The 24,536-nt window shown below is 39.4% G+C and carries 15 protein-coding genes; 9 read left to right on the top strand and 6 right to left on the bottom strand.

Going from position 1 to position 24,536, the window contains the following annotated elements; all coding sequences use genetic code 11:
- Nucleotides 1-52: 52 nt before the first annotated feature.
- A complete protein-coding gene (locus HZR84_00725; GenBank protein QNL20533.1) occupies nt 53-2,449 on the top strand; it encodes a DUF5110 domain-containing protein in 2,397 nt (798 codons plus the stop codon).
- A gap of 99 nt (nt 2,450-2,548) precedes the next feature.
- On the opposite strand, the gene HZR84_00720 is transcribed toward HZR84_00725, so the two are convergent.
- Nucleotides 2,549-2,872, bottom strand: coding sequence for a GIY-YIG nuclease family protein (locus HZR84_00720; protein ID QNL23148.1), 324 nt, complete (start codon nt 2,870-2,872; stop codon nt 2,549-2,551).
- Nucleotides 2,873-3,273: 401 nt separating this feature from the next.
- Between HZR84_00720 and HZR84_00715 the strand changes: the two genes are divergently transcribed.
- Entirely contained in the window at nt 3,274-3,582 is a 309-nt protein-coding gene (locus HZR84_00715) for an isoamylase early set domain-containing protein (protein ID QNL20532.1), read from the top strand.
- A 64-nt stretch (nt 3,583-3,646) separates the two neighbouring features.
- Here the strand turns inward: HZR84_00715 and HZR84_00710 are convergent, their stop codons facing one another.
- From HZR84_00710 to glgB, 3 genes are all read right to left on the bottom strand, one after another.
- Nucleotides 3,647-5,065, bottom strand: coding sequence for a family 16 glycosylhydrolase (locus tag HZR84_00710; protein ID QNL20531.1), 1,419 nt, complete (start codon nt 5,063-5,065; stop codon nt 3,647-3,649).
- 131 nt (nt 5,066-5,196) lie between these two features.
- Nucleotides 5,197-7,620 carry a DUF3536 domain-containing protein gene (locus HZR84_00705; protein QNL20530.1) on the bottom strand — a complete coding sequence of 808 codons (2,424 nt, stop codon included), beginning with the start codon at nt 7,618-7,620 and terminating at the stop codon, nt 5,197-5,199.
- Nucleotides 7,621-7,623: 3 nt separating this feature from the next.
- Entirely contained in the window at nt 7,624-9,531 is a 1,908-nt protein-coding gene (gene glgB / locus HZR84_00700; GenBank protein ID QNL20529.1) for a 1,4-alpha-glucan branching protein GlgB, read from the bottom strand.
- Nucleotides 9,532-9,689: 158 nt separating this feature from the next.
- Here glgB and HZR84_00695 point away from each other — a divergent pair, with 158 nt between their 5' ends.
- The 7 genes from HZR84_00695 to HZR84_00665 all read left to right on the top strand — a co-directional run bounded on the left by HZR84_00695 (nt 9,690) and on the right by HZR84_00665 (nt 21,722).
- Entirely contained in the window at nt 9,690-11,345 is a 1,656-nt protein-coding gene (locus tag HZR84_00695; GenBank protein QNL20528.1) for an NAD(P)H-dependent oxidoreductase subunit E, read from the top strand.
- 7 nt (nt 11,346-11,352) lie between these two features.
- On the top strand, nt 11,353-14,106 hold the full coding sequence (fdhF, locus tag HZR84_00690) for a formate dehydrogenase subunit alpha (protein ID QNL20527.1): 2,754 nt from the start codon (nt 11,353-11,355) through the stop codon (nt 14,104-14,106).
- A gap of 135 nt (nt 14,107-14,241) precedes the next feature.
- Entirely contained in the window at nt 14,242-16,686 is a 2,445-nt protein-coding gene (locus HZR84_00685) for a ligase-associated DNA damage response DEXH box helicase (GenBank protein ID QNL20526.1), read from the top strand.
- A gap of 215 nt (nt 16,687-16,901) precedes the next feature.
- Nucleotides 16,902-19,274, top strand: coding sequence for a TonB-dependent receptor (locus HZR84_00680; protein QNL20525.1), 2,373 nt, complete (start codon nt 16,902-16,904; stop codon nt 19,272-19,274).
- A gap of 10 nt (nt 19,275-19,284) precedes the next feature.
- Entirely contained in the window at nt 19,285-20,346 is a 1,062-nt protein-coding gene (locus tag HZR84_00675; GenBank protein QNL20524.1) for a sensor histidine kinase, read from the top strand.
- Nucleotides 20,343-21,092 (top strand): response regulator transcription factor, encoded by a 750-nt coding sequence (locus HZR84_00670; GenBank protein QNL20523.1) that lies wholly within the window; start codon nt 20,343-20,345, stop codon nt 21,090-21,092. The genes HZR84_00675 and HZR84_00670 overlap by 4 nt, the downstream gene beginning before the upstream one ends.
- A 303-nt stretch (nt 21,093-21,395) precedes the next feature.
- A complete protein-coding gene (locus tag HZR84_00665) occupies nt 21,396-21,722 on the top strand; it encodes a hypothetical protein (protein QNL20522.1) in 327 nt (108 codons plus the stop codon).
- 33 nt (nt 21,723-21,755) lie between these two features.
- On the opposite strand, the gene HZR84_00660 is transcribed toward HZR84_00665, so the two are convergent.
- Together HZR84_00660 and HZR84_00655 are read right to left on the bottom strand one after the other, a co-directional pair.
- Nucleotides 21,756-22,685, bottom strand: a complete 930-nt coding sequence (locus HZR84_00660) for an SDR family oxidoreductase (GenBank protein QNL20521.1) — start codon at nt 22,683-22,685, stop codon at nt 21,756-21,758.
- A gap of 39 nt (nt 22,686-22,724) precedes the next feature.
- Nucleotides 22,725-24,257, bottom strand: a complete 1,533-nt coding sequence (locus HZR84_00655) for a DHA2 family efflux MFS transporter permease subunit (protein QNL20520.1) — start codon at nt 24,255-24,257, stop codon at nt 22,725-22,727.
- Nucleotides 24,258-24,536 lie beyond the last annotated feature (279 nt).

The raw sequence follows: 24,536 nt of genomic DNA, 5'->3' as shown, positions 1-24,536 counted from the left end.
GGACTGTAAGAAGCTAATAATTTACGTAATTTGCCCGCTTTATTAGCATCATATGGCGCATCAATCAATAGGTAATTATATCCGACACGAGCTTGAAGATAATTTCATCATTTTATATACTGACAACGGAAAAATTCGCATTGGGGAAATGGAATTTGGGGCCCTAAGAGTTCAGGCGGCTAGAAATGAGGAAGATTTTAATGATTTTTCCTATGCAGTGAATAATTCAGAAAGAAAGTCAATTAGCATTGCTTCCGAAAACAAAAAAGAACTAATTCTGCATAATCAATATTTTGATACACGTGTAAGCAAGTTTCCTGTGAGAGTATCTTTTATTAAAAAGGATGGAACTATCATCAATTCAGATGAGCCCGCTTTCGGTATCGCCTGGGATGGGGAGGAGGTTTGTAATTATAAAAGCCTGAACAAGGGTGAGATTTTTACCGGAATGGGAGAGAAGACCGGACCTTTAAACAAGGCTGGCAGACAGTATCAGCACTGGAATACCGATGAATTTGGTTATCATTCGGATACCGATCCGCTCTATACTTCCACACCCTTTTATTTTGCAAAAAACGCAAAGAACTGGTATGGAATATTTCTCGACAACAGTTCAAAAACCACTTTCAATTTTGGTGCATCCAATCACCGCTTTAGTTTTTTTAAAGCTGAAAGAGGCCAATTAAACTATTATTTCTTTCATTCCGATGATCCTTCAGAAATACTAAAACAGTATTGTCAATTGACCGGATTTACATCAATTCCACCCAAATGGAGTCTGGGTTATCAGCAATGCAGGTATTCTTATTACCCGGCAAGCGAATTATTGAATCTGGCAGAGAATTTTAGAGACCGACAAATCCCGGCTGATGTACTTTATTTGGATATCCATTATATGGATGCCTATAAAGTGTTTACATGGCATCCGGAGCGCTTTGCTCAAGCCCGAGAAATGCTTTCCTTATTAAAAAAGAAGGGTTTTAAAGTAGTCGTCATCATCGATCCCGGTGTTAAAATAGAAAAGGGTTATGCTGTAATGGAAGAAGGGATAAAGGAAAATGTATTTTTAAAATACCCGGATGGTGAAAAATATTCGGGTGAAGCCTGGCCCGGAAAAATATACTTTCCTGATTTCACAAAGGAAAAAGCGAGAAAATGGTGGGCCAATTATTTTAAAAACCTGGTAGAAGATGGCATTGACGGATTCTGGAATGATATGAACGAGCCGGCCGTTTGGGGCAAGAATGTACCTGACCTTGTAGAATTTGAATACGATGGACACAAGGGAAATCACAAGCTGGCACATAATATTTACGGTATGCAAATGGCGCGTTCTACTTTTGAAGGTGCTGAGCAGGCTTTGGCTGGAAAGCGACCCTTTGTACTGACAAGATCAGCTTTTTCGGGTATACAGCGTTATGCAGCAGTATGGACAGGCGACAATGTTTCCAATGAGGATCATTTATTTTTGGGCGCTCGACTCATTACTCAATTGGGATTGGCCGGAGTACCCTTTTCAGGAAATGACATCGGTGGATTTATTGGAGAATCGGATATTCCACTTTTCAGAAGATGGATTGCTTTGGGTGCTTTTACGCCTTTTTATCGCGGTCATACCATGATCAATTCACGGGATGCGGAACCCTGGTCTTTTGGAGAAGAAGCAGAAGAAATAGCCAGGAATTACATCACGCTGAGGTATATATTAATGCCTTATATCTATTCCTGTTTTTATCAACACAGTCAGAATGGGTCCCCATTAAACAAAGCGCTTTTATTGGATTTTCCACAAGATGAAAATATATTTAAAGGAGAATTTCAAAATCAATACCTCTTCGGGCCGTCGCTTTTAGTCTGTCCGGTAGGTCCCCATCAATCCTTATTAAAGGTGTATTTGCCCAAGGGCGACTGGTACGATTTCTTTACAGACAAAAAGTACAAAGGAGAAGAGGAGTATATAATTGAATGTCCAAACGATAAACTTCCGGTGTTTGTAAAAGCCGGGGCCATAATTCCGGGTCAAAATCCAGTTCAAAACAATTCCGAAAAAAACGATGGGGAGTTAATTCTTCATTTGTACAAGGGAAAAAGCAATTCGGAATTTGAACTCTACGAAGACGATGGCGAAACCTACGCTTATCGCAATGGCGCTTATGCTTTAAGACATATTCAATATGATCCAAAAGCATCCTCTCTTTTAATTGCTCAACAAAAAGGGACTTATAAATCCGATTTCAAAACAGCAAAACTTTATTTACATGGATTTGAAGCTGAATCGCTTAAGCTTGGAGAGAAGTCATTAAAAGTTAAAAAAGAAGATTTCCGTTTTATTGAGCCGGTATCGAACTTTGACCCATTCGAAGATGCTGCGGATAAAAGCAAGATTATTAAAGATTTGGCTTTTGTAAGCTTTGATTTTGTTAAAGATGAAATAAAGATCAGAATCTAATAATTGACGTCTTTCCATCCAGTTTCTATTCCCGGATTTTAACCGTGATTCCAATAATACAGCTATTCCCGGAAATTATTCGGGGTCTCAATCGTGCAGCTATTCCCGGATATTATCCGGGATCTCTCTCTCACCCACAAAATCATCAAATAAATCCCGCCAATTAGGGTTGATACTTTCAATCAGTTCATTCTTCCATTTCCGTTTCCATCGTTTCAATAAATATTCCCTATGCAAAGCTTCATCGGCACTATTGTGCGACTCGAAATAAACTAATTTATTGACCTTATATGTCTTTGTAAACTTCCCTTGCAGTCCATTTTTATGTTTAAGCGTTCTTCTATAAATGTCATTGGTAAAGCCTGTATAAAGGACATTATTATTTTTATTGCTCAAGATATAAACGTAAAACACCTGAAACATCCTCAATAATATTGAAATTGGCATTTGATAAATTTCAAAATATGTAGGAGACCCCGCATATCATGCGGGGATAGACTTTTAATTGATAAATACCAATTACATTTTTCTGAGCCTGCCTTATTGATATGCAAATTGCCTTTGAAAATTATCAACAAGAATCAGTTACTATTCCCGGATCTCATCCTGTATCTCAATCGCGCAGCTATTCCCGGAAATAATCCGGGATATCATCCTGTATCTCAATCGCGCAGCTATTCCCGGATACTATCCGGGATATCTTCCTTGATCTCTCTCAACAAAAAATACTTCACAAAGAGAATAGTTAACAATTAAATAATCTGCTGATTATTGTAAATTGAACAGACTTATATCTAGTTTTGCAAAGTCAAATTAAATTAGCGATGGCAATTAAAAAACAGTATTTCAAAACAAAAAAAGAGTGTAAGGTCACATTTTCCTTACCAGTAAAAGCAGCAGGCAAAGCAAAGAAAGTATCAGTGGTTGGTGATTTCAATGATTGGAAATCAAACGCCAATCCCATGAAGAAATTTAAAACAGGAGAGTTCAAAACAACACTCTCTTTGGAAAAAGATAAAGAATATCAATTCAGATATTTAATCGATGGGAAATCATACGAAAACGACTGGGAAGCAGATAAATATGTTCAAAGCCCTGTATCGGGAGAAGAAAACTCAGTGGTCATATTATAATATCATGTAAACCTAAAATTAAAGCCCGCTTTTGCGGGCTTTTTTTTGATCTTTTATGTCATCGCTATTGGATGTACAAATTATCTACCAGAATATCCATTTGGACAAAATCTCCATTCGTGTCTTTGGGATTCCACATGGCGAATGGTATGGCTAGCTGGCTGAGATCAAGACCGGAGAAATCGGCCATTGGAATAGAATACTCCATCCAACCGTTTCCGATATCTGTACCGGTATAGTTTACAAGGAATACTGCCGCAGCGGTGGTCTGATTCGGGCTTTCGAGTTTAATTTCCACATCGTTTAAATCCGCCTGGGTATTGATGGAAAAATGCAAATTTCCACCCGATACAGAACTAAAATCTACCGGATTATCTAAAGTAAAAAATGCCCCACCCCAGGCTCCGCCTGGATATTTTAGCAATACGCTGGAATCACCGTCAATAGCTTCGGGTGACACCAGAATTTCTGGTTCACCACCACCGCCAAAGACCATAACATCAATGGCGCCAAAATCTTCATATCCCTCTTTTACGGCATTGTCTGCTATACTCGCTTCTATAAACTGCCCGATGGTTTCTTCTTGTGGATCGAGCACAGGTGGGGCAGAAGGGTTCAGATCATCTTTTGAATAAACTCTTACATAATCAACTAGCATTTCCTGTGGAAATGAAGTATTTGCATCGGGATTTCCCGGCCAAAAGCCACCAACAGCTACATTTAGGATTAAATAGTGCTCTCTCAGAAATTCCTTCATGTCATCTTCTATTGGAACCTGATTGGTTAATATGCCGTCCACATAAAAGGACATTGATTCAGGGGTCCAATCCAAACGGAACATATGATAGTCTTCACTAAATGAGCCTGAAGAAAGAATTTGAGTTCCCTGTTGCTCACCTTTTGATGTATTGTCTACTGTACCTTCTACATAATGAACCGTGCTGTAAATTTGACTGGTATTATCACCTAGCATTTCAAAGATGTCGATCTCTCCGCATCCCGGCCAATCAATTTCGCTTCTGTTGGTTCCTAAAGTCCAAAAAGCAGGCCATAGGCCTTTGCCTTCCGGTAATTTAGCTTTGGTTTCAATTCTACCAAAGCGCGCATTAAAAGTACCATTGGTGGTCATTTTTGCCGAGGTATAGTTTCCTCCAGATTCAAGAGCGGTGATGGCGAGTACTGAATTTCCGTCATCTTCCTTTATCGATGAATTGGCCTCATCAGTGGTATAAATTTGCAATTCTGCATTTCCCCAACCTGCAGGAAGGCCGAAATCAGTGCCATCTCCTGTTTCATAGACCCATTTTGAGGCATCAATCTCATTAGAGTTGAATTCGTCATTCCATATGAGTGTATAACCTGCATACTGGGTAATATCGGAAGTAGTGTCATTTGGCGTGGGAGTGCCGGAGTTTCCATTGTCATCATCAGATCCACATGCGATTAACAATGATAACCCTATGGCATAAAATACTTTTTTCATAGTCTTTGATTTAATTAAACTTAAAAATAGCCAATACATGGCTAAGCTCTAATTCATAAACTACATCAAAAACACATCAATCCGCTTATTTTCTCTCTTTATTACCAGATTTTTTGTTCATCATTAAATAATCATCCTAAAACCCTGGTGTCTTCCTTTTCTTTATCCACGGAATCGAGATCGAGATTAATGTATTTAGCCAGATCAAAAAGAAAGGCATCACGACCTATGATATAAAGGTTTTTATGAAGGATTCTAAAAACAATATCCTGAAGCTCGTTTAATTCGGGATACACACCAATTTCATTCAACAAGGGAAGGGCTTCCCAGAGATTTTTAAGAATCTTAGGAATTTGAAATGATTTTTTTCCCTCTTCAACCAGTTTATTGAGTTTTCTTGTGGCTAAATAATCAAGCAAAACCGTATTGACCTTGAAATCCCATTTTTTAACTTCGGAAATAGAATCCTGTAGATCATCTATTGGAATTAAATCTCCATTGTGTTCAAGACAAGCTGTAAGCCGGTAGTCAATTTCAGTTTCTAAATTTTTAAGAAGAATATCCGGAATTTTCAAATTGGATTTTGACATCAGGTTCATCAGAGAATAGTTATTGCTATTCAATTTTTTAAGAGAAGCCATGGCCTCTTCTGATTTATCCTCGAGAACGCGTTCCAGTAATTTGTGCTGCTCATCCTTCAATAAATTGAAAAAGGAAAAACTCTTATGTCGGAAATTATCCTTGATCAATTGAATCACTAAGGCAATGTTTGAAGACTCAAAGGCTTCTTTGATTTGAATGACCAATCCGCTAAATTCGTCCTTGTTCAATGCATCCGATGCATTTCCTATAAGATGATGATTACCAAGGTATAGTATTGCAAAGCTAAAGTGTTTATTTGATAAAGTTACTCTTGATTTCACCTTTGTCCTACCCAGGGCAACCACCTGACTTCCGCCTTTAAATCTGTGATATTCCTCTGAACTGGAATCATAATTTAACACTGTCAATTGCTTATTGTCTTCCTGGAATAAAGAACTTACGGCATAGTGCATACCCACCTGTGTTAAACTCAGTCGTTTGGGCATTACGAAGCGTTCGTAGATCGCTTTGCCATTGTCATATTCTACGACGTTGCTAGGAATTTTTTCAAGCAGTTTTTTGAATTTCTGGTCGAGACTTTCTTTGGTTACATCATAACGCAATTGAATTGCCCTATTGGCGTATTGTAATATTTGCACGGTTTCAATGCCCGAAATTTCATCAAAAAACCAGCCGCAGGAGGTGAACATGTAAAGGGCTTGTCTTTGCATCTCCAACAAGCGAATGAGTTTGGTTTTTTGGATGTCGCTCAATTCAGGATTGACATATTTTTCAATAAAGAGATTGATTCGCTCGGGTGATCGTTTATACAAAACTTCAATGTATCTGTTTCGCAAAAACCAGCCATCGATTTTGTACTCTGAAGTCAATTCTTCAAAACTCTTAATCAGTTCATCCCTGAGCCAATCGAGCGATTCTCTCAGAGGTTTACGCCATTTCTGATGCCAGCCAGGATTCATACCTGAATTACAGCCACAGTTATCCCTCCATCTTTCTACGCCATGAGCACAGCTCCATGAACTATCCTCGTAAATCTCCACTTCATGGTCAACTTCAAAAAGTCTTAAAAACTGGCTGTAATTGGTAATAGTGGCCAATTCATGATCTTCAATATAACGGATGCAATAGGCAAGCGCCATATCTCCGTTTTTATGATGATGTCCGTAAGACTCTCCATCAGTGGCTATATGGCTTAGTTCTACACCTTTTTCATAATGAAAGCCATCAGTGAGACGATGAGCGAATTTTTTACCATCATTCAGAACTCCTTTAAAAGCCACTTCCTGGGAACGTTCTCCATCATAGAAAAACAAATAAATGCTTTTTCCGCTTGGCAGATTACATTTATAAGGCCTTTTTGTATCGATGCCTTTTTCCCATTTGCTATCGCCAATTTTGCGATAATGTTTTGCCTGGGAAGGTGCCAGTATGGTATATTTAACGTCATTTTCAGCCAGCACTTCAAGCGTTTCAATATCAACAGCTGTTTCTGCCAGCCAGATGCCTTCGGATTTTCGACCAAAACGCTGTTCAAAATCGTAAAGTCCCCAAATTACCTGGGTTTCCTTGTCCCTGCGATTGGCCAGAGGCATGATGATGTGATTGTAAACCTGGGCTATGGCGGATCCATGACCGTCAAAATGTTCCTGACTCAGTTTGTCAGCTTCGATAATGCTCTGATAAACCTTTGGCATTTTATGTTCCATCCAGGAAAGGAGGGTAGCACCGAAATTAAAATTGATCTTGGAATAATTATTGACAATATCCGTGATCTTTCCTTTGTCATTCAATATACGCGACACGCCATTGGGGCCGTAGCATTCATTGGTAATGCGGTCGTTCCAGTCGTGATAAGGTTGAGCTGATTCCTGAAGTTCTATTTCTTCCAGCCATGCATTCTCTCTAGGCGGCTGGTAAAAATGTCCGTGAATACAGACATATTTCTTGTCCATAAATTATTGTCTTTTTAAAATAGTAAGGCCCAGTGGCGGTATTTTGGCAGACATTGAATATGGTCTACCATGTTTACCTTCCTTAATGCTTTCCAGTGTTTTTTCATTGCAAAACCCACTTCCCCAATATTCCTTTTGGTCTGAATTAAAGATTTCTTTCCACTTGCCTTTCTCCGATACGCCAAATTGATAATTCTCCTTGGCATCGGGCGTAAAATTACACAATACTATTAAGTTATTTTTAGCATCATCGCCTTTTCTGATGTAAGAAAGAATTGAATTTTCGTGATCGTTCAGTTCGATCCATTCAAAGCCATCTTGTTCAAAGCTTTTTTCATACAAGGCAGGTTCTGCCTTATAAAGTTTGTTTAAATCCCGTACGAGCGCCTGAATGCCTTTGTGGGGCTCAAATTCCATAAGATCCCATCGAAGGCTATTGTCGTGTTTCCACTCGGAAGTCTGGCCTATTTCATCACCCATAAAAAGGAGCTTGGTACCCGGGTGGGTGTACATATAGCCATAGAGAAGACGCAAGTTGGCAAACTTTTGCCATTCGTCTCCCGGCATTCTTTCAATAATCGCCCCTTTGCCATGAACTACCTCATCGTGAGAAAGCGGAAGCATGAAATTTTCTGAAAAAGCATAGGCCAGACTAAAGGTTATTTTGTTGTGATGATACCTTCTGAAAAGGGGATCTTCCTTGAAATACTCAAGGGTATCATTCATCCAACCCATCATCCATTTCATACCAAAACCGAGACCGCCGGCAAAAATGGGTCTGGAAACGCCGGGAAATGAAGTTGATTCTTCGGCAATGGTTTGTACATCGGGAAATTTTTCATAAACACTCATGTTCATGTCTTTGAGAAATGAAATCGCCTCTAGATTTTCTCTTCCACCGAATTCATTGGGTATCCACTCGCCTTCTTTTCTCGAATAATCGCGATAAAGCATGGAAGCCACAGCATCTACGCGCAAGCCGTCCAGGTGAAAACGGTCAAGCCAACAATGTGCACTCGAAATCAGAAAAGAACGAACCTCATTTCTTCCATAATTAAAAATATAACTTTCCCAGTCGGGGTGAAAGCCTTCCTGAGGGTTTTCATGTTCATACAATGCCGATCCGTCAAAACGAAATAATCCATGCGCATCACCCGGAAAATGGGATGGCACCCAATCCACAATGACGCCAATACCTTCCTGATGAAATCGATCGACCAGGTATTGAAAGTCGCCCGGTGTGCCAAATCGCGAAGTCGGCGCGAAATAGCCATGGATCTGATAGCCCCAGGAACCAAAAAAGGGATGCTCCATGACAGGCATTAATTCCACATGGGTAAAATTCAAATCCTTGACGTAATTCACCAATTGATCCGCCATTTCCACATAGGACAGACTTTCGTCGGGTTTGTCCAGTTTTCTTCTCCAGCTTCCCAGATGAACCTCATACACAGAATATGGCTGATTGAGCGCATTGTTCTTTTTCCTCGACTTCATCCACTTGGAATCCTTCCAGTGGTATTCCTCATCCCAAATCACCGAAGCCGTTTTTGGTGGCACCTCCCATAGCTTGGCAAATGGGTCACCTTTTTCAATTAATTCGCCGCTTTGCGTTTCGATTGAATATTTATAGGTTTCGCCCTTAACAAGATCGGGGATAAAACCCTCCCAAATACCCGAACTGTCCCAACGGTTAAAGAGTTGATGGCTGTGTTTATTCCAGCCGTTAAAACTTCCGATAACGTTAACTGATTTTGCATTCGGAGCCCAAACAGCAAAGTATACTCCCTTTTGTTTCTTTTCATCGATGAGGTGAGCACCAAGTTTTTTATAGAGTTCAAAATGTTTGCCTTCGCGAAAAAGATGGATATCTAAATCGCTGAGTAGAGTGTATGCCTGGACCGTATTCATTGAACAAAGATGCGTTTTAGATTTGGATTGGAAAATTAAAATAAATCCAATAAGATTTAAACAGAATTTTTTGTTCGGATCAATTTTTCAATCCATCTCAAAAATTCCTTATATTCAAATATAAATGCTAATTTGAGAAGCGTCTTAATACGATCGACATGTCAAAAAATCTCAGTGAATTATCCGGTAGAAAAGGACTAAAAAACAATCTCTTTGACAAACTCGGTCATTTGGCCATTGAAAATGATGGGACACCGGATCCGAAAAAGCTGGATGAACTGGCTGAGGAGTTTCTTTTCGGCAAGGCCAATACCTATGGAACTACCACTTTTTACGATTTTCTTAAACCCGATAACAAAGGAAAAAAAGTATACATCTGCAATGGCTCTACCTGTTTATGCGCCGGCACTCAGGAAAACCTGAAAAATGAACTTAAAAGACATTTTAAGGAAGAAGAAATTGGACATATGTGCTGTTTGGGGAGATGCCATGAAAATTCCTCATTTCATTACAAAGGCAATAATTACTCTGCCAAATCACATGAAGAAATTGATACAATTGTAAAAGAGGGATTACATTCTAAAGACAAATATCATGTAGAAGCATTGGATGAGGCCATATTGACAAGGCCATTTGAAGGTATTGAAAAACACTACGCTCCTTTGATCCGGGAATTAAAAAAAGACGGAGCAGAAGTATTGGAAGAAATAAAAAATTCAAAAATAAGGGGTCGGGGAGGTGCAGGATTTCATATGGGTAAGAAATGGGAATTCTGCCGAAATGCTAAAAGCAAGGAAAAATTCATTATTTGCAATGGGGACGAAGGGGATCCCGGAGCTTATTCCGATCGCTATTTGTTGGAAGAAAGGCCGCATTCCGTTCTTTTTGGAATGATGATCGCCGGCCATTGTATCGGCGCTGAGTGGGGCATAGTCTATATCCGCGGTGAATACCCGGAATCGGTATCTGCCATTGAAAATGCCGTTGAAGAGCTTCGTAAAAACGATTTATTGGGAAAAGACATTTATGGAACCGGATTCAATTTCGATTTTAAAGTCATCAGAGCACAGGGTTCTTACATCTGTGGAGAAGAAACGGCACTTATCAATTCCATTGAAGGACAAAGGCCGGAAGTCAGAACAAGACCACCATTTCCTGCAATTTCTGGACTTTTTAACAAACCAACGGTGGTCAACAATGTGGAGACGCTGGCCGCAGTGCATTTCATCCTTGAGGAAGAAAGCGAAGATTTTCACGAATTCGGTACGGAGCACTCCTCGGGGACAAAACTGGTTTGCCTTGACAGCTTTTTTAACCGACCCGGACTTTATGAAGTGCCTATGGGAACACCTTTACTCACCGTCATCAATGATCTGGGCAAGGGTTTTAGGGAAAATGTTAAAGCGCTGCATATAGGAGGCCCCCTGGGAGGCATTGTACCGGCCGAGAAATTTTCGGATCTAAGTATAGATTTTGAATCATTTGCCGAAAACGGTTTTTTATTGGGACATGCCGGAATGGTAAGTATCCCGGAATCATTCCCAATAGTGAAATACCTGGAGCATCTTTTAGAATTTGCGGCAGATGAAAGTTGTGGCAAATGTTTTCCATGCAGATTGGGTACACATCGGGGTTATGAAATGTTTAAAAAAGCTCAGGAAGACAGTAGTTTTAAAATGGATCGCTACCTCATTGATGATCTTTTACACACCCTGGAAATCGGATCGCTTTGCGCGCATGGTGGAGGGATTCCTTTGCCCGTAAAAAATGCACTGCATTATTTTAACGATGAATTAAAAGCCTATTTCAAATAAGAAGAACATGACTAAGATAGCCTATATCAACGACCGCCCATTTGAAATTAAAGCAGAGGAAACAATTCTATCATTTGTAAGACGTGTGGAAGGAAAAAGAGATGCCATTCCGACGCTTTGCGATGCACCAAACCTCGAACCTTTTGGTTCCTGCAGGGTCTGTAGCGTTGATGTAGCCAATGAAAAAGGTGGAAAAATAATAACCGTGGCATCATGCCATATTCCTATTTCGGAAGGTCAGTATGTTTACACAGATTCCCCAAATGTACAGCGTTTGAGAAAAAATATTATGGAGTTGGTATTGACTGATCATCCTTTGGATTGTCTCACCTGTGAAGTCAATGGCAATTGCGAATTACAGGATGTAGCCGCAAGAGTCGGAATAAGAGAGGTGCGCTATCCGGAAGGGGATAACCATTTGGACAGGGAAAAAGACAAATCGCATCCCTATATGACCTCAGACTTATCCAAGTGTATTAATTGTTATCGCTGTGTACGGGCTTGCGATGAAGTGCAGGGAGAAATGGTGCTGACAATGGCTGGTAGAGGATTTGACAGTAAAATTGCCAAGGGTGCGGATGTCAGTTTTTTTGAATCGGATTGTGTGTCATGCGGCGCTTGTGCTCAGGCCTGTCCTACATCCGCAATTTCTGATGTGTTTCAATCCAAGGCTGTTCAGGCAAAAGAAACGACCAGAACCATTTGCACCTATTGTGGTGTGGGTTGCAATCTTGAAATCAGCACAATAAACGGCGAAATCAAATCCATACAGGCGCCATATGAAGCAGAAGCCAATGCCGGGCATACATGTCTTAAAGGGCGTTATGCATTTAAATTCTACGATCACCCGGATCGCATAAAGTCTCCATTGATCAAACAGAAGGATGGCAAATTCAAGGAAGTATCATGGGATGAAGCCTATGATTTCATAGTAGATAAATTTAATCAATTAAAGAAAGATCATGGTCCGGATTCCATAGCCGGTATTTCTTCGGCACGAACACCCAATGAAGAAAATTACCTGATGCAAAAATTTATGAGAGCAGTGATTGGTTCAAACAATATAGATTGTTGTGCCAGGGTATGCCATTCGCCGACGGCATTGGGAATGCAAAGAACATTCGGAACAGGTGCAGCTACCAATTCCATAAAGGATATAGAAAAAACAGATTGCATATTTATAATTGGCGCAAATCCTACTGATGCTCACCCTGTTACGGGTGCTAAATTAAAGCAAAAGTTAATGAAAGGTATCACCGGCATTGTGGTGGATCCAAGAAAGATAGAATTGGCCAAATACGCTTCTTATCATTTACAACTAAGACCGGGTACCAATGTGGCCTTGCTCAATATGATGTTGTATTTCATTCTTTCCGAAGGTTGGGAAGATAAGGAGTTTATCGAAAACAGATTGGAAGGCTGGGAGGATTTTAAAAAGGGTATACTCAGCATTGACATCGATGAAATGGAGAAAATTACCGGTGTCGATAAAGAATTGGTTAAAGAAGCAACAAAAGCCTATGCAAGTGCCAAGTCAGCAATGGAATTTCATGGATTAGGCGTAACAGAACACAAGCAGGGGACATTTGCCGTTCAATTGATAGCTGATCTCGCTATGATCACAGGGAATATTGGCAAAGAAGGTGGCGGCGTAAATCCACTCAGGGGCCAAAACAATGTGCAGGGTGCAGCAGATATGGGTGCACAGCCGCATCAGGGTGCAGGATATCTCGATGTTACGGATCCGCAAATCAATAAAAGATACAGGGAATTTTACGCTTCTGACATCGTCCCTTCGCATATTGGATACAAGATCCCTGAAATGTTTGATGCTGCTATTGAAGGAAAACTCAAGGCCTTATGGTTGATTGGTGAAGATGTGGTTCAAACCGATCCCAATACCAATAAAGTTAGAAAAGCGCTTGACAGTTTGGAATTACTGGTCGTTCAGGAATTGTTTATGACAGAAACTGCCGAACATGCCGATGTAATTCTGCCGGGAGCATCTTTCCTTGAGAAAGAAGGCACCTTTACCAATGGTGAAAGAAGAATTCAGCGTGTTAATAAAGTGGTAGAGCCATTGGAAGGTACCAAACCCGATGGACAGATCATCGTGGATATAATGAACAGAATGGGTTATTCTCAGCCTGATTACACGGCTGCGGGAGTTTTGAAAGAAATTGCGGGCATCGTTCCATTCTTTGCCGGCGTAACCTGGGAAAATCTTGGGGATAATGGCAAACAGTGGCCTGTATTACCCGATGGCACGGATTCACAGATTCTTCATCAGAAAGATTTCAAAAGAGGCAAGGGTAAATTATTTTTTATCCCCTTTGAAGAAAGCAACGAAATCCAAAAACACGGAAAAGACTATCCATATATCATTACTACAAACAGAGAACTCGAGCATTACAATTGCGGTGCCATGACGCGTAGAACCGGAAATCTGGATATTCTGACCGAGGATGTATTGCTTATCAATCCTGAGGATGCCAAAAAGGAGGGATTAAAAGACGGAGATATGGTATGCGTGGAAAGCCCAAGAGGAAAAGTAGACATAAAAGCTAAAGTGAGCGATGAGATGAAACCGGGTATTCTGAGCTCGACATTCCATTTTCCGGAGATCATGTTAAATATCATCACCTCAGATGAGCATTGTTCAGAAGCCATGTGCCCGGAGTACAAGGTGGTGAGCTGCAGAATTCGCAAGGCACGTAAAACGCAAAATCGCAAAGCGGGTAAAATAGAAATGATAAAATAACCATTTATTCTGTCGAATTGAGTGTCTGAAATCCTGGTAGTCCCCCAAAAACTGGTCCTCGTTACAAACGAGGACTAGATAGGGAGCCAGTTATGAAAATCCTCGTTACAAACGAGGACTAGATAGGGGTATTAAATGAAAAAATCAAAGGCTGATTTTCAATTTGCAAAAGACTGGTTCGCTGAAAAAAACTGGAGACAATTTCCTTTTCAAGAGGAGGTTTGGAAGGCTTTTGCTGAAGGAAAAAATGGTCTTTTAAATGCGCCGACGGGTTCCGGAAAAACCTATGCGTTGTGGTGGGCCGTATTATTGGATGCTATTTCAAATCCGGATGATTATCAGGAGAAAGGATTAAAAACGATTTGGATTACCCCGATTCGCGCTTTATCAGGAGAAATTGCAGGGGCATGTCAGCGTGTGATCGATGATTTGGGTTGGGACTGGACTGTGGGCGTAAGAAATGGCGATACCGGTACGGCAGAGCGCGCAAAGCAAACGCGAAGTATGCCCGACTTATTGATTACTACACCAGAAAGTCTTCATTTATTACTCGCACAAAAGAATTATGAAAAGCGTTTTAAGAACCTGAAAGCTTTTATCGTTGATGAATGGCATGAGCTCACGGGAAATAAAAGAGGTGTACAAACACAACTCGCCATCTCGCGTCTCAAATCCCTGAACTCTAAACTCTGCATTTGGGGTATTTCAGCTACCATAGGCAACCTTGAAGAATCCGCTTATGTATTGCTTGGCTCATCTTATCGCACTGAAGCATTTCAAATGGTGAAAGCGGATATCCATAAGACTACAGAAGTGCATACGATCCTTCCCGATGAAATAGAAAAATTTCCATGGGCAGGCCATTACGGAACAAAACTATTAGAGAAAGTTATTCCAATTATTAAAAGCTCAACGAGTACATTAATCTTTACAAACACAAGAGCACAATGTGAGATCTGGTATCAAAAACTTCTTGAAAAGGAACCGGATTTTGCGGGAATCATGGCCATGCATCATGGCAGTATCGATAAAGATATTCGCGCCTGGGTGGAAAACGCCCTTGATCAAGGCAGTCTCAAGGCGGTGGTCTGTACTTCGAGCCTCGATTTGGGTGTGGATTTTCGGCCCGTTGAAACCATAATTCAGGTCGGTGGCCCAAAAAATATTGCGCGTTTTATGCAAAGAGCGGGTAGAAGCGGACATCAACCCGGGGCTACAAGCAAAATACATTTTTTACCAACGCATGCGATTGAATTGATAGAGGGGGCTGCTCTTAGAGATGGAATCAACAGTGGGGTGGTAGAAGGTAGAATTCCTTATATCCGATCCTTCGATGTATTGGTGCAGTACCTGGTAACCTTATCAGTTTCCGGAGGCTTTGAGCCCGACAAAATTTTTAAAGAAATAAAAAAGACCTTTGCTTACAGCAGTATAAATAAAGAAGAATGGAATTGGGTACTGAACTTTATTAGCAAGGGTGGAGAAAGTCTGGATGCTTATGAAGAATTTAACAAGGTAGGCGTTCACAATGGAAAATACCTTATCCAGAACAAAAGGGCAGCCATGCGTCATCGTCTTTCCATTGGGACTATTGTTTCGGATAACATGCTTTTGGTTAAATACGTCAGAGGAGGCACAATTGGCAGCGTGGAAGAGTGGTTTATAAATAATCTTAAACCGGGCGATGTATTTTGGTTTGCGGGCCGAAGCCTGGAGTTTGTTCAGGTAAAAAACATGTCGGTATTGGTGAGAAAAAGCAAAAACACAAAGGGAAAGGTCCCATCCTGGCAAGGTGGCAGACTTCCACTTTCATCTCAATTGGCGCAATTGCTTCGGAAAAAATTAGCAGAGGGAATCCGCGGTGAAGCCAGTGATATTGAGATTAAAACCATCTTACCATTGCTGGATTTCCAAAAGCAACGATCGCATATACCGGCAGAAGATGAGTTTTTGATTGAGGTTTTTAATACCCGAGAGGGCCAACATGTTTGCATGTACCCCTTTGATGGCCGCTTTGTACATGAGGGCATGGCATCATTGCTGGCTTATAGGATGTCTTTGCTTCGGCCATTTAGTTTTTCCATGGCCTATAATGATTACGGATTTGAATTGTTATCCGATCAGGAAATTCCCATAGTAGAGGCCATTGAAAATGGGTTTTTTACTACCGATCGGCTTTATGAAGACATTCAGGCAAGTGTCAATAGCACTGAAATGGCTAGATCCAAATTCAGAGACATCGCCACAATTTCAGGAATGGTGTTTAATGGATATCCCGGGGCTTATATTGCCGATAAACATTTAAAATCTTCCTCGGCTTTATTTTTTGACATGTTTAAACAATACGATTCTGATAATTTGCTTTTAAAACAGGCTTACCAGGAAGTTATGGATTTTCAATTGGAAGAAAGCCGCCTTCGCGATTGTCTGGAAAGGATACAAAATCAAAAATTTGTGATTACCTATCCAGAAAAACCGACACCTTTTGCATTTCCAATAATGGTGGATCGATTAAGAGAAAAAATGAGCAATGAAAGTTTAGAGGATAGAGTACGGAAATTGGCAATAGCTTTTGGTTAGGATTTTTATAATTTTCGAAGACCAATATATCCCCTGGATTAAAATTAAAGGTGTGGTTTCAGTTGAAAGATTAATCATCTAATATCAAGTGGCTATTAACAGGAATAAATTTCGAAAGATCATATTACAGTTCAACACTTTTATATGTAGCTTCAGCAGAATTCTCTTATTTAAAGCTTAAAATAAACAGATCATTGTAAAAACAATTTTTTGCTATGAAACGCTTATTTCTACTTCTCTCGGTTTTAATACCAATTGTGTCTTCAGCTCAGGAAATTACGCAAATCATTAGAGGTCAAATTAAAGATCAGCAATCCGGAATGCCTATGCCGGGAGCAAGCATCGTGCTTTTAAATTCTAAACCGGTCAATGGGACCGTATCCAATGCGGAGGGCTACTTTTCATTAACTGGCATTCCAGTGGGCAGACAAAGCTTGCAGGTAAGTATGCTGGGTTATGAGCCGGTTTACTTTAACAATTTGGTACTCACTTCTGCCAAAGAGCTTTATTTGGAAGTGGCCATGCTCGAACGCATTGACCAATTGGAAGAAGTTATTATAAGCTCAGAAAAAAAGCCCAACGAAGCCATCAATGAATTTGCTTTGGTTTCCGCTCGTCAGTTTTCTGTTGATGAAGCCACACGTTATGCAGGTGCCTGGAATGATCCCGCTCGTATGGCGACAAACTTTGCCGGTGTAAGCACTTCGGGAGATGTCAGAAATGATATTGTGGTTCGGGGCAATTCTCCTAGTAATGTTCTGTATCGACTGGAGGGAATCCCGGTTCCTAATCCCAATCATTTTGGAACTTTTGGAGGCGCAGGAGGTGCCATTTCGATGATATCACAAAACATGCTGGCCAATTCGGATTTTATGACAGGAGCATTTCCATCGGAATACGGCAATGTAATAGGTGGCGTATTTGATATAAACTTCAGGAAGGGTAATTCTCAAAAAATGGAACACGGTGTACAGTTGGGCATGCGCGGAATAGAATTAACAACAGAAGGCCCGATAAGCAAAAAGAACAATGCCTCTTATCTGGCCAATTACAGATACTCCACACTTGGCGTTTTTGATGCATTGGGACTGGATATCGGCGTTCCGGCTGTTCCGGAATATCAGGATGTTTCGTTTAAAATAGACATCCCAACGGGTGTTAAATACGGACGCTTTTCAATATTTGGATTGGGAGGCATGGCAAGTATTAACCTCAACGACAGCGAGGTTGAAGATCCTGAAGATTTTTTTAGCCAGGATCAGCCTTCAGACATTTATAACATTACACAATCAGGTGTTTTGGGATTTGGTCATGAATATTTTTTTAGTCAAAAAACATCGGGGAATTTAATTCTGGCCTTATCGGGCGCCAGTGACAGATACACCTCCGATACCTTGACTGCCCCGGATTTTAATTCTACTTCCAGAAATTCTGAAGGTACGTTTGAAGAAAGTAAACTCAGTGTATTTTATAAGTTGAATCACAAATTGAACTCACGGAATGTATTGCAAGGCGGAGTATTGGCTGAAATCGCTAATTCCAATTTTCAGGAAAGCACTTTTACCAATGGCTTTTATCAGAGAATAACAGATTATAAAGGTTCAATTGGATTGTATCAGGTTTTTGCTGATTGGCAACACCGATTTACCGACCAATTATCAATGAATATTGGTACGCATTTTCAATACCACGATTTAACCGAGGCGCAGGCAATTGAACCAAGAGCCGGAATCAAATGGGCATTTTCTAAAAATAAATCATTATCCTTTGGGACAGGCCTTCACAGTCAAACTTTACCGGCATATGCTTATTTCATACAGGAAAGAACCCAGGGAGGAGAAATTATTCAAAAAAACAGGAACCTTGAATTTATGCGAAGCAATCATTATGTGCTGGGATATAATCAAATGATCAATCCAAATCTGCGTTTGAAGGTGGAAAGCTATTATCAGTACTTATTCAACATTCCCGTAGAGCAAAATGCATCTACTTTCTCAGCCATCAATACAGGAAACAATTTTAATGGATTTCCAGATAATACCGATGTGCTTATCAATGAAGGAACAGGCCAAAATATCGGAGTGGAAATCACCCTGGAAAAATTCTTTTCAAAGAATTATTACTTTCTTTTAACAAGCTCCTTGTTTGATTCCAAATATAAAGGCAGTGATGGTGTGGAAAGAAACACCGCCTTTAATCAAAATTATGTATTCAACGCACTGGCGGGGAAAGAATGGGTTATTGGCAACTCGGATCACAAAATATTAGGTCTGAATATTAGACTTAACTGGACAGGAGGGAGGCCCTATATACCCGTTAACCGTCAATTGAGTCAAAATACCGGAGCAACTCAATTGATTTCCGACAAAGCCTATTCAGAAAAGTACAATGATTATTTTAGGACAGATTTAAAATTGAGCTATACCATTAATAAATCAACTTTGGCGCATCAGGTATCGATTGATATACAAAATGTTACCAATAATCAGAATTTGTTTCAGGAAATTTACAATGTACGTACCGACCGCTTTACAAGGGAATACCAACAGGGTTTTCTTCCAGAAATCCAGTACAAAATAATGTTCTAATTTTATAAGCATGGATGAGTACAAGGGATTTACGCCAAAAGCCATTGCTTTAAAAATGGGTGCTTCGGTCCTGATATGGATATTTTTCAAAGTCACCACTGCTCCGGATTACCAGGAGATGATCAAATTCGATAAATTGTCTTTTATCTACTTCATTGAAACTGTTTTTCTAACATTTTCAGCCTGGTCCATTAATGAATATTTTTTTCAAAAACTTGAAGACAAGCACGGAAAAAATTTTTTAAGTCCCGGGCCATTGGGTAAGCTTTTCACCTATTCCTTTTTAGCAGTTGCACCCTTGTTGATAGGCGTAACCTGGTTTATGACCATGTATGCAGAAAAATGGTTGGATTGCGCGGAATTGGTTGCACCTGAAGTTCAGATTGTAAGCGACACTTTTAAGGGTTTGATGTTTAATCTACTCATATTAGGTGCTTTTATTGTCAATCATTTCTGGAAAAATAAAAGAGAAACTGAATTGATACAGGAAAAGATTATCAAGGAAAATCTGGAATATAAATACGAAACCCTAAAGAGTCATATCAATCCGCATTTTCTTTTTAATAGTTTTTCAGTCCTGACTTCATTGGTGCATCAAAATTCCGATCTCGCCACTGATTTTATAGCACAATTATCCAAAATTTATCGATATGTATTGGAAAACAAAGACAAGAATATAGTTCCTGTAGAAGATGAATTGTCATTTCTTGAATCTTACATGTTTCTGCTTAAAATCCGCCATGACAACAGCATTGTAATAAACCAAGACATTCGGATAAATAAAGGTATTTATGGAATTCCTGCTTTGGCTTTGCAAATGTTGGCCGAGAATGCTGCTAAACATAACAGTTTCTCAGGGGAAGAACCATTGAAGATTGATATCTATACAGAAAATGACAATTTTCTGGTAATGAGAAATACTCTGAAAGTCAGAAAAGTTGAGAATAGTACCGGAACAGGTCTGAAAAATATAAACGACCGCTACGCACATCTATCTGAAAAAGAATTAGAAGTGAGCAGCGAGGGGGGATATTTTACGGTTAAACTTCCATTAATAAAACTGGCATCATGAAAGTCATTATTATTGAAGACGAAAAGCTCACTGCCGATCATTTAAAAAACTTGCTACTCCAAATAGATGAGGAGATAGAGGTTTTAGGGAGTCTGAATTCGGTAACAATGGCCTATTCCTGGTTTATGGATAATCCGGAACCCGATTTAATATTTATGGATATAGAATTAGGAGACGGCACCGCATTTGATCTCCTGGATATTATCAAAATTAAGTCAAACATCATTTTCACAACTGCATATAATCAACATGCTATTAAAGCATTCAAGTACAATTCAATCGATTATTTGTTGAAACCGCTGGAGAAAGGAGAATTAATCAAGGCTATAGAAAAATGGAAAAGTCAAAAAGACAATAATCCCTCGATGGATTTGATTAATGCACTAAAGAAAGAACTAAATCAAAATTATAAACACCGATTTTTAGTAAAATCCGGGGATAAATTTAAAACGATAGAATCGGAACAAATCGCCTATTTCTTCTCCGAAGACAGCTATACGCATATTATGACTAAAGAGGGCAAAAAGTGGTTTGTAGATTACAGTTTGGAAGATCTTGATGAGATTATGGATCCGAATGCTTTTTTTCGTTTAAATCGCAAAGTTATTAGTTCAGTTTCAGCTATAGAACAGATTTCCAGTTATTTCAATGCGCGTTTAAGCGTCCGTTTGATGCCCGAGTTTAAAGATCAAATCATTATCAGCAGAGAAAGAGTGAAAGCATTTAAAGCCTGGCTAGATAAATAATTATTACATGAGATTGATTTTCCGTACATATATAATTGTAATAAGCATAATTCTGATATTCAATGAGTCAATGGCCCAAAAAAAAAAGGCTTTTTTGAAGGATTTATAATTGATCAAAACGGCGATACTTTATGGGGCCTGATTAAAGATCGCGATCCGGAACCTTTCACAGAATTAAAAATTAAAATACGATTTAAAGAAAAAGGAAAACACCGGATTAAAAGATACGGGCCAGGGGTAATTCAGGCTTATTCTTACAATGATCTGCTTTATGAATCTGTCTGTTTAAGAGAAGATGTTAATATGTTGAAATTCAGATATATAATAGAAAATAATATATCAAATAAATTTCTCAAAGTCATTGAGAAAGACCCTTATTTGATTTACTATCATTTAGAATATGTTCATGACGATAACTTTTATCTGGATTATATTCCTCTGTTTTATAAGCCGGGAAATTCAGAGATGTGTCGGGCGAGCCAGGGTATACTGGGGTTGAAAAGAAAACGACTAATTGAATACTTTTCAGATTGTAAGGCTTTATGTGAGGAAATTTCTAATAAGAAAATAAACGAAATCAACGAGGTATATCAATTCTATATCAATGACTGCGTAAGAGCAAAATTGTAATTCTAATGCTCAAGACTAAGAAATACCTCTTTTTCATTTAAACATCATACTGAATTTACCTTTGATATAAGCAGCTGCAGTTTTGATGCCTTTTCCCTTATTTTTCCTTGCAATTTCAAAAGCATCCCACATTTCTTCGGTGATGATGTCCAGATTATTAAATTCACCGGCCCCTTTTAACCACTCACCCCCGTCAATGGTCATGACTTCTCCATTGACATAAGCCGAGTAATCTGAAAGCAGGTATGCAGCGAGATTTGCCAGTTCCTGATGTTCTCCAACACGACCGACAGGCACTTTCTTGGCAGGATCGAATTTCTTTACGAGATCACCGGGTAATAAACGGCTCCATGCGCCTTCGGTAGGAAATGGTCCTGGAGCAATGGCATTGGACCTAATTTTGTATTTTGCCCATTCTACTGCCAATGACCTTGTCATAGCCAGCACCCCGGCTTTGCTTACGGCAGATGGAACCACATAGCCCGATCCGGTCCATGCATAAGTGGTCACAATATTCAATATTGTAGCAGGAACTTTGTTTTCAATCCAGTATTTACCCGAAGCCAGTGTGAAATTGTAACTGCCTCTTAAGACTATGTCTACGACAATGTCAAAAGCCCGATGCGAAAGACGCTCGGTAGGGGAAATAAAATTTCCGGCCGCATTGTTAAGCAGGGCATTATAGGAACCAAATTTTTCAATAGTAGTTTTGATTACATTCTCAACTTCATTGTATTCGCGGACATCGCATTGAATTGGCAGAACAGTTCCGCCTTTTTTGTCCATCATTTCCTGAGCGGCTTTTTCAAGGACCTCCATTCTCCGGCTACAGATCACAAGATTTGCACCCAACTCAAGACAGTATTCTCCAATTGAGCGTCCTAAACCTGTGCCACCACCGGTGATGATTATTGTTTTCCCTTTTAATGCATCTGCCTTTAACATACCCTCTGCCTTGATCATAATATGATTTTTTTAAGTGAATATGAGAAATATTTTAGACTATTCCCTGACATAAAAATAGATAAATACAGCACCTATCAAAGGCATAAATGCACCGATCAGACAAACGTGTTTGTAAATGGTTAAAAAACTCTCCCTTATGTTGAGATTGATTCTATCTTTTTCCTCCTCATTAAATATTTCAGGTGCTTTAGCTTCGGCAAATTTTAAAAGTTCTTTATCGAGATGTTCTCTTTGTTCAAGCGTATATGAATTTAAATCCATGTCGCTTTTAAAGTCTTTTTTAAATTGAATGAGGGCTAATGAACCCATGATGGCCAAAACAATTACACTGGCAGCCCTGGCAATAGTATTATTTATACCGCTGGCAGCCCCTGTGTGGCTTTCCTTTATACTCATCATTATACCCGTTGTTAAAGGAACAACCGTCAATCCCATACCAATGCCACAAATAATCAAAACCGGTAAAAATGTATAAATGAAAGTCATAGTATTTCCTATGTATCCTATAATTGAAAAAGCCGCAAAGCCAATGGCTGTAATAAGAGGTCCAATGATTAACAATTTTTTAAAGCCGTATTTATCTACCCATTTTCCTGAAATTCTCGCCAATACTGATATTAGAATACCAAAGGGAAGTATCCCCAAACCAGCAATTATTTCAGAATAACCCTGGATTTGGATGATATTGAGTGGAAGAAAAAACAATACCGCACCCAATCCTCCATAAATTAAAAATGTCAGAAAGTTTAAGGCTGAAAAAGTGTTATTTCTAAATAAGAATAATGGCATGAGCGGATTTTTAGCCCTTTTTTCAATCACTATAAATATGGAGAAGAATACAACGCTAAGAAGCAGGCTTGCAATAATTATTGGATTGGAAAAACTCCATTCTGAGGCTTGTATAAAACCATAGGTGGCAAAACCCAATGAAAAAGTGATGAACAGAGCCCCGCTAAAATCAAGCGCACCTTCTTTTTTCCTGATTTTTGATTCGGGAATTTTAAAAGAAAGAATCCACAGAGCCATAAGCCCAAGAGGTACATTGATAAAAAATACCCATCGCCATAATCCCAGATTGGCAAAAACACCTCCCAGGACAGGCCCCAATATAGTGGTAAGTGCCGAAAACATAGACCAGGTTCCGATGGCACGTCCTTTTTTTTCCTGAGGGAATAATGTTGCAATCAATGTTAAACTACCCGGCACCATTAATGCACCTCCGATTCCCTGAACAGCTCTTGCAATTATTAAAAAAAGACCGTTTGGAGAAACTCCGCAGGCGATCGAGCTGAGAGCAAAAATTCCTATTCCCAACATAAATATTTTTTTTCTGCCCAGGTAATCACCGAGTGAACCACCGACAAGCAATAGCGATGAGAGAAAAAGCAGATAAGAATTGACCACCCATAGCAATTGAGCGCCACTGATATTCAATGATTTCTGAAGTGCGGGTAGTGCCACATTTAATGCAGTAGAATCAATCATGGCCATACTCGAAGCTGTGATGGTTGCTATAAGCAGCCATATTTCATTTCTGGGTTCTATTTTTTGTCCCGATTCGATCGACAATTGATTTTATTGCTTTAAACTTAGCGTCTTTGTTTTAACGACTTGCAATAAGTACAGTGAAGATAACCAATATTGACTGCTCTTGTTAATGATGTAATTTGAATGACTTGCGGAAATTATAAGATGCGTTGTTATTAGACAGAGAGTATTGCTTCCTTTAGATTTAAAGCAAAAAAAAATATAATAAATACAAATAATTTATATGAATTTCATGCAAAATGATCTGAAATATGATTGCAAAATATACATGACAAAATAAAACATAAGGGTAGTTTCTGG

Source organism: Hyphobacterium sp. CCMP332 (assembly GCA_014323545.1).
GTDB lineage: Bacteria > Bacteroidota > Bacteroidia > Cytophagales > CCMP332 > CCMP332.
This window is presented reverse-complemented; position numbering and strand designations above follow the sequence as displayed.

What these genes read in the sequence shown, in the direction of transcription:
- HZR84_00725 (QNL20533.1), top strand. Translation starts at nt 53, where the DNA reads ATGGCGCATCAATCAATAGGTAATTATATCCGACACGAGCTTGAAGAT.
- HZR84_00720 (QNL23148.1), bottom strand. Translation starts at nt 2,872, where the DNA reads ATGTTTCAGGTGTTTTACGTTTATATCTTGAGCAATAAAAATAATAAT.
- HZR84_00715 (QNL20532.1), top strand. Translation starts at nt 3,274, where the DNA reads ATGGCAATTAAAAAACAGTATTTCAAAACAAAAAAAGAGTGTAAGGTC.
- HZR84_00710 (QNL20531.1), bottom strand. Translation starts at nt 5,065, where the DNA reads ATGAAAAAAGTATTTTATGCCATAGGGTTATCATTGTTAATCGCATGT.
- HZR84_00705 (QNL20530.1), bottom strand. Translation starts at nt 7,620, where the DNA reads ATGGACAAGAAATATGTCTGTATTCACGGACATTTTTACCAGCCGCCT.
- glgB (QNL20529.1), bottom strand. Translation starts at nt 9,531, where the DNA reads ATGAATACGGTCCAGGCATACACTCTACTCAGCGATTTAGATATCCAT.
- HZR84_00695 (QNL20528.1), top strand. Translation starts at nt 9,690, where the DNA reads ATGTCAAAAAATCTCAGTGAATTATCCGGTAGAAAAGGACTAAAAAAC.
- fdhF (QNL20527.1), top strand. Translation starts at nt 11,353, where the DNA reads ATGACTAAGATAGCCTATATCAACGACCGCCCATTTGAAATTAAAGCA.
- HZR84_00685 (QNL20526.1), top strand. Translation starts at nt 14,242, where the DNA reads ATGAAAAAATCAAAGGCTGATTTTCAATTTGCAAAAGACTGGTTCGCT.
- HZR84_00680 (QNL20525.1), top strand. Translation starts at nt 16,902, where the DNA reads ATGAAACGCTTATTTCTACTTCTCTCGGTTTTAATACCAATTGTGTCT.
- HZR84_00675 (QNL20524.1), top strand. Translation starts at nt 19,285, where the DNA reads ATGGATGAGTACAAGGGATTTACGCCAAAAGCCATTGCTTTAAAAATG.
- HZR84_00670 (QNL20523.1), top strand. Translation starts at nt 20,343, where the DNA reads ATGAAAGTCATTATTATTGAAGACGAAAAGCTCACTGCCGATCATTTA.
- HZR84_00665 (QNL20522.1), top strand. Translation starts at nt 21,396, where the DNA reads ATGTTGAAATTCAGATATATAATAGAAAATAATATATCAAATAAATTT.
- HZR84_00660 (QNL20521.1), bottom strand. Translation starts at nt 22,685, where the DNA reads ATGATCAAGGCAGAGGGTATGTTAAAGGCAGATGCATTAAAAGGGAAA.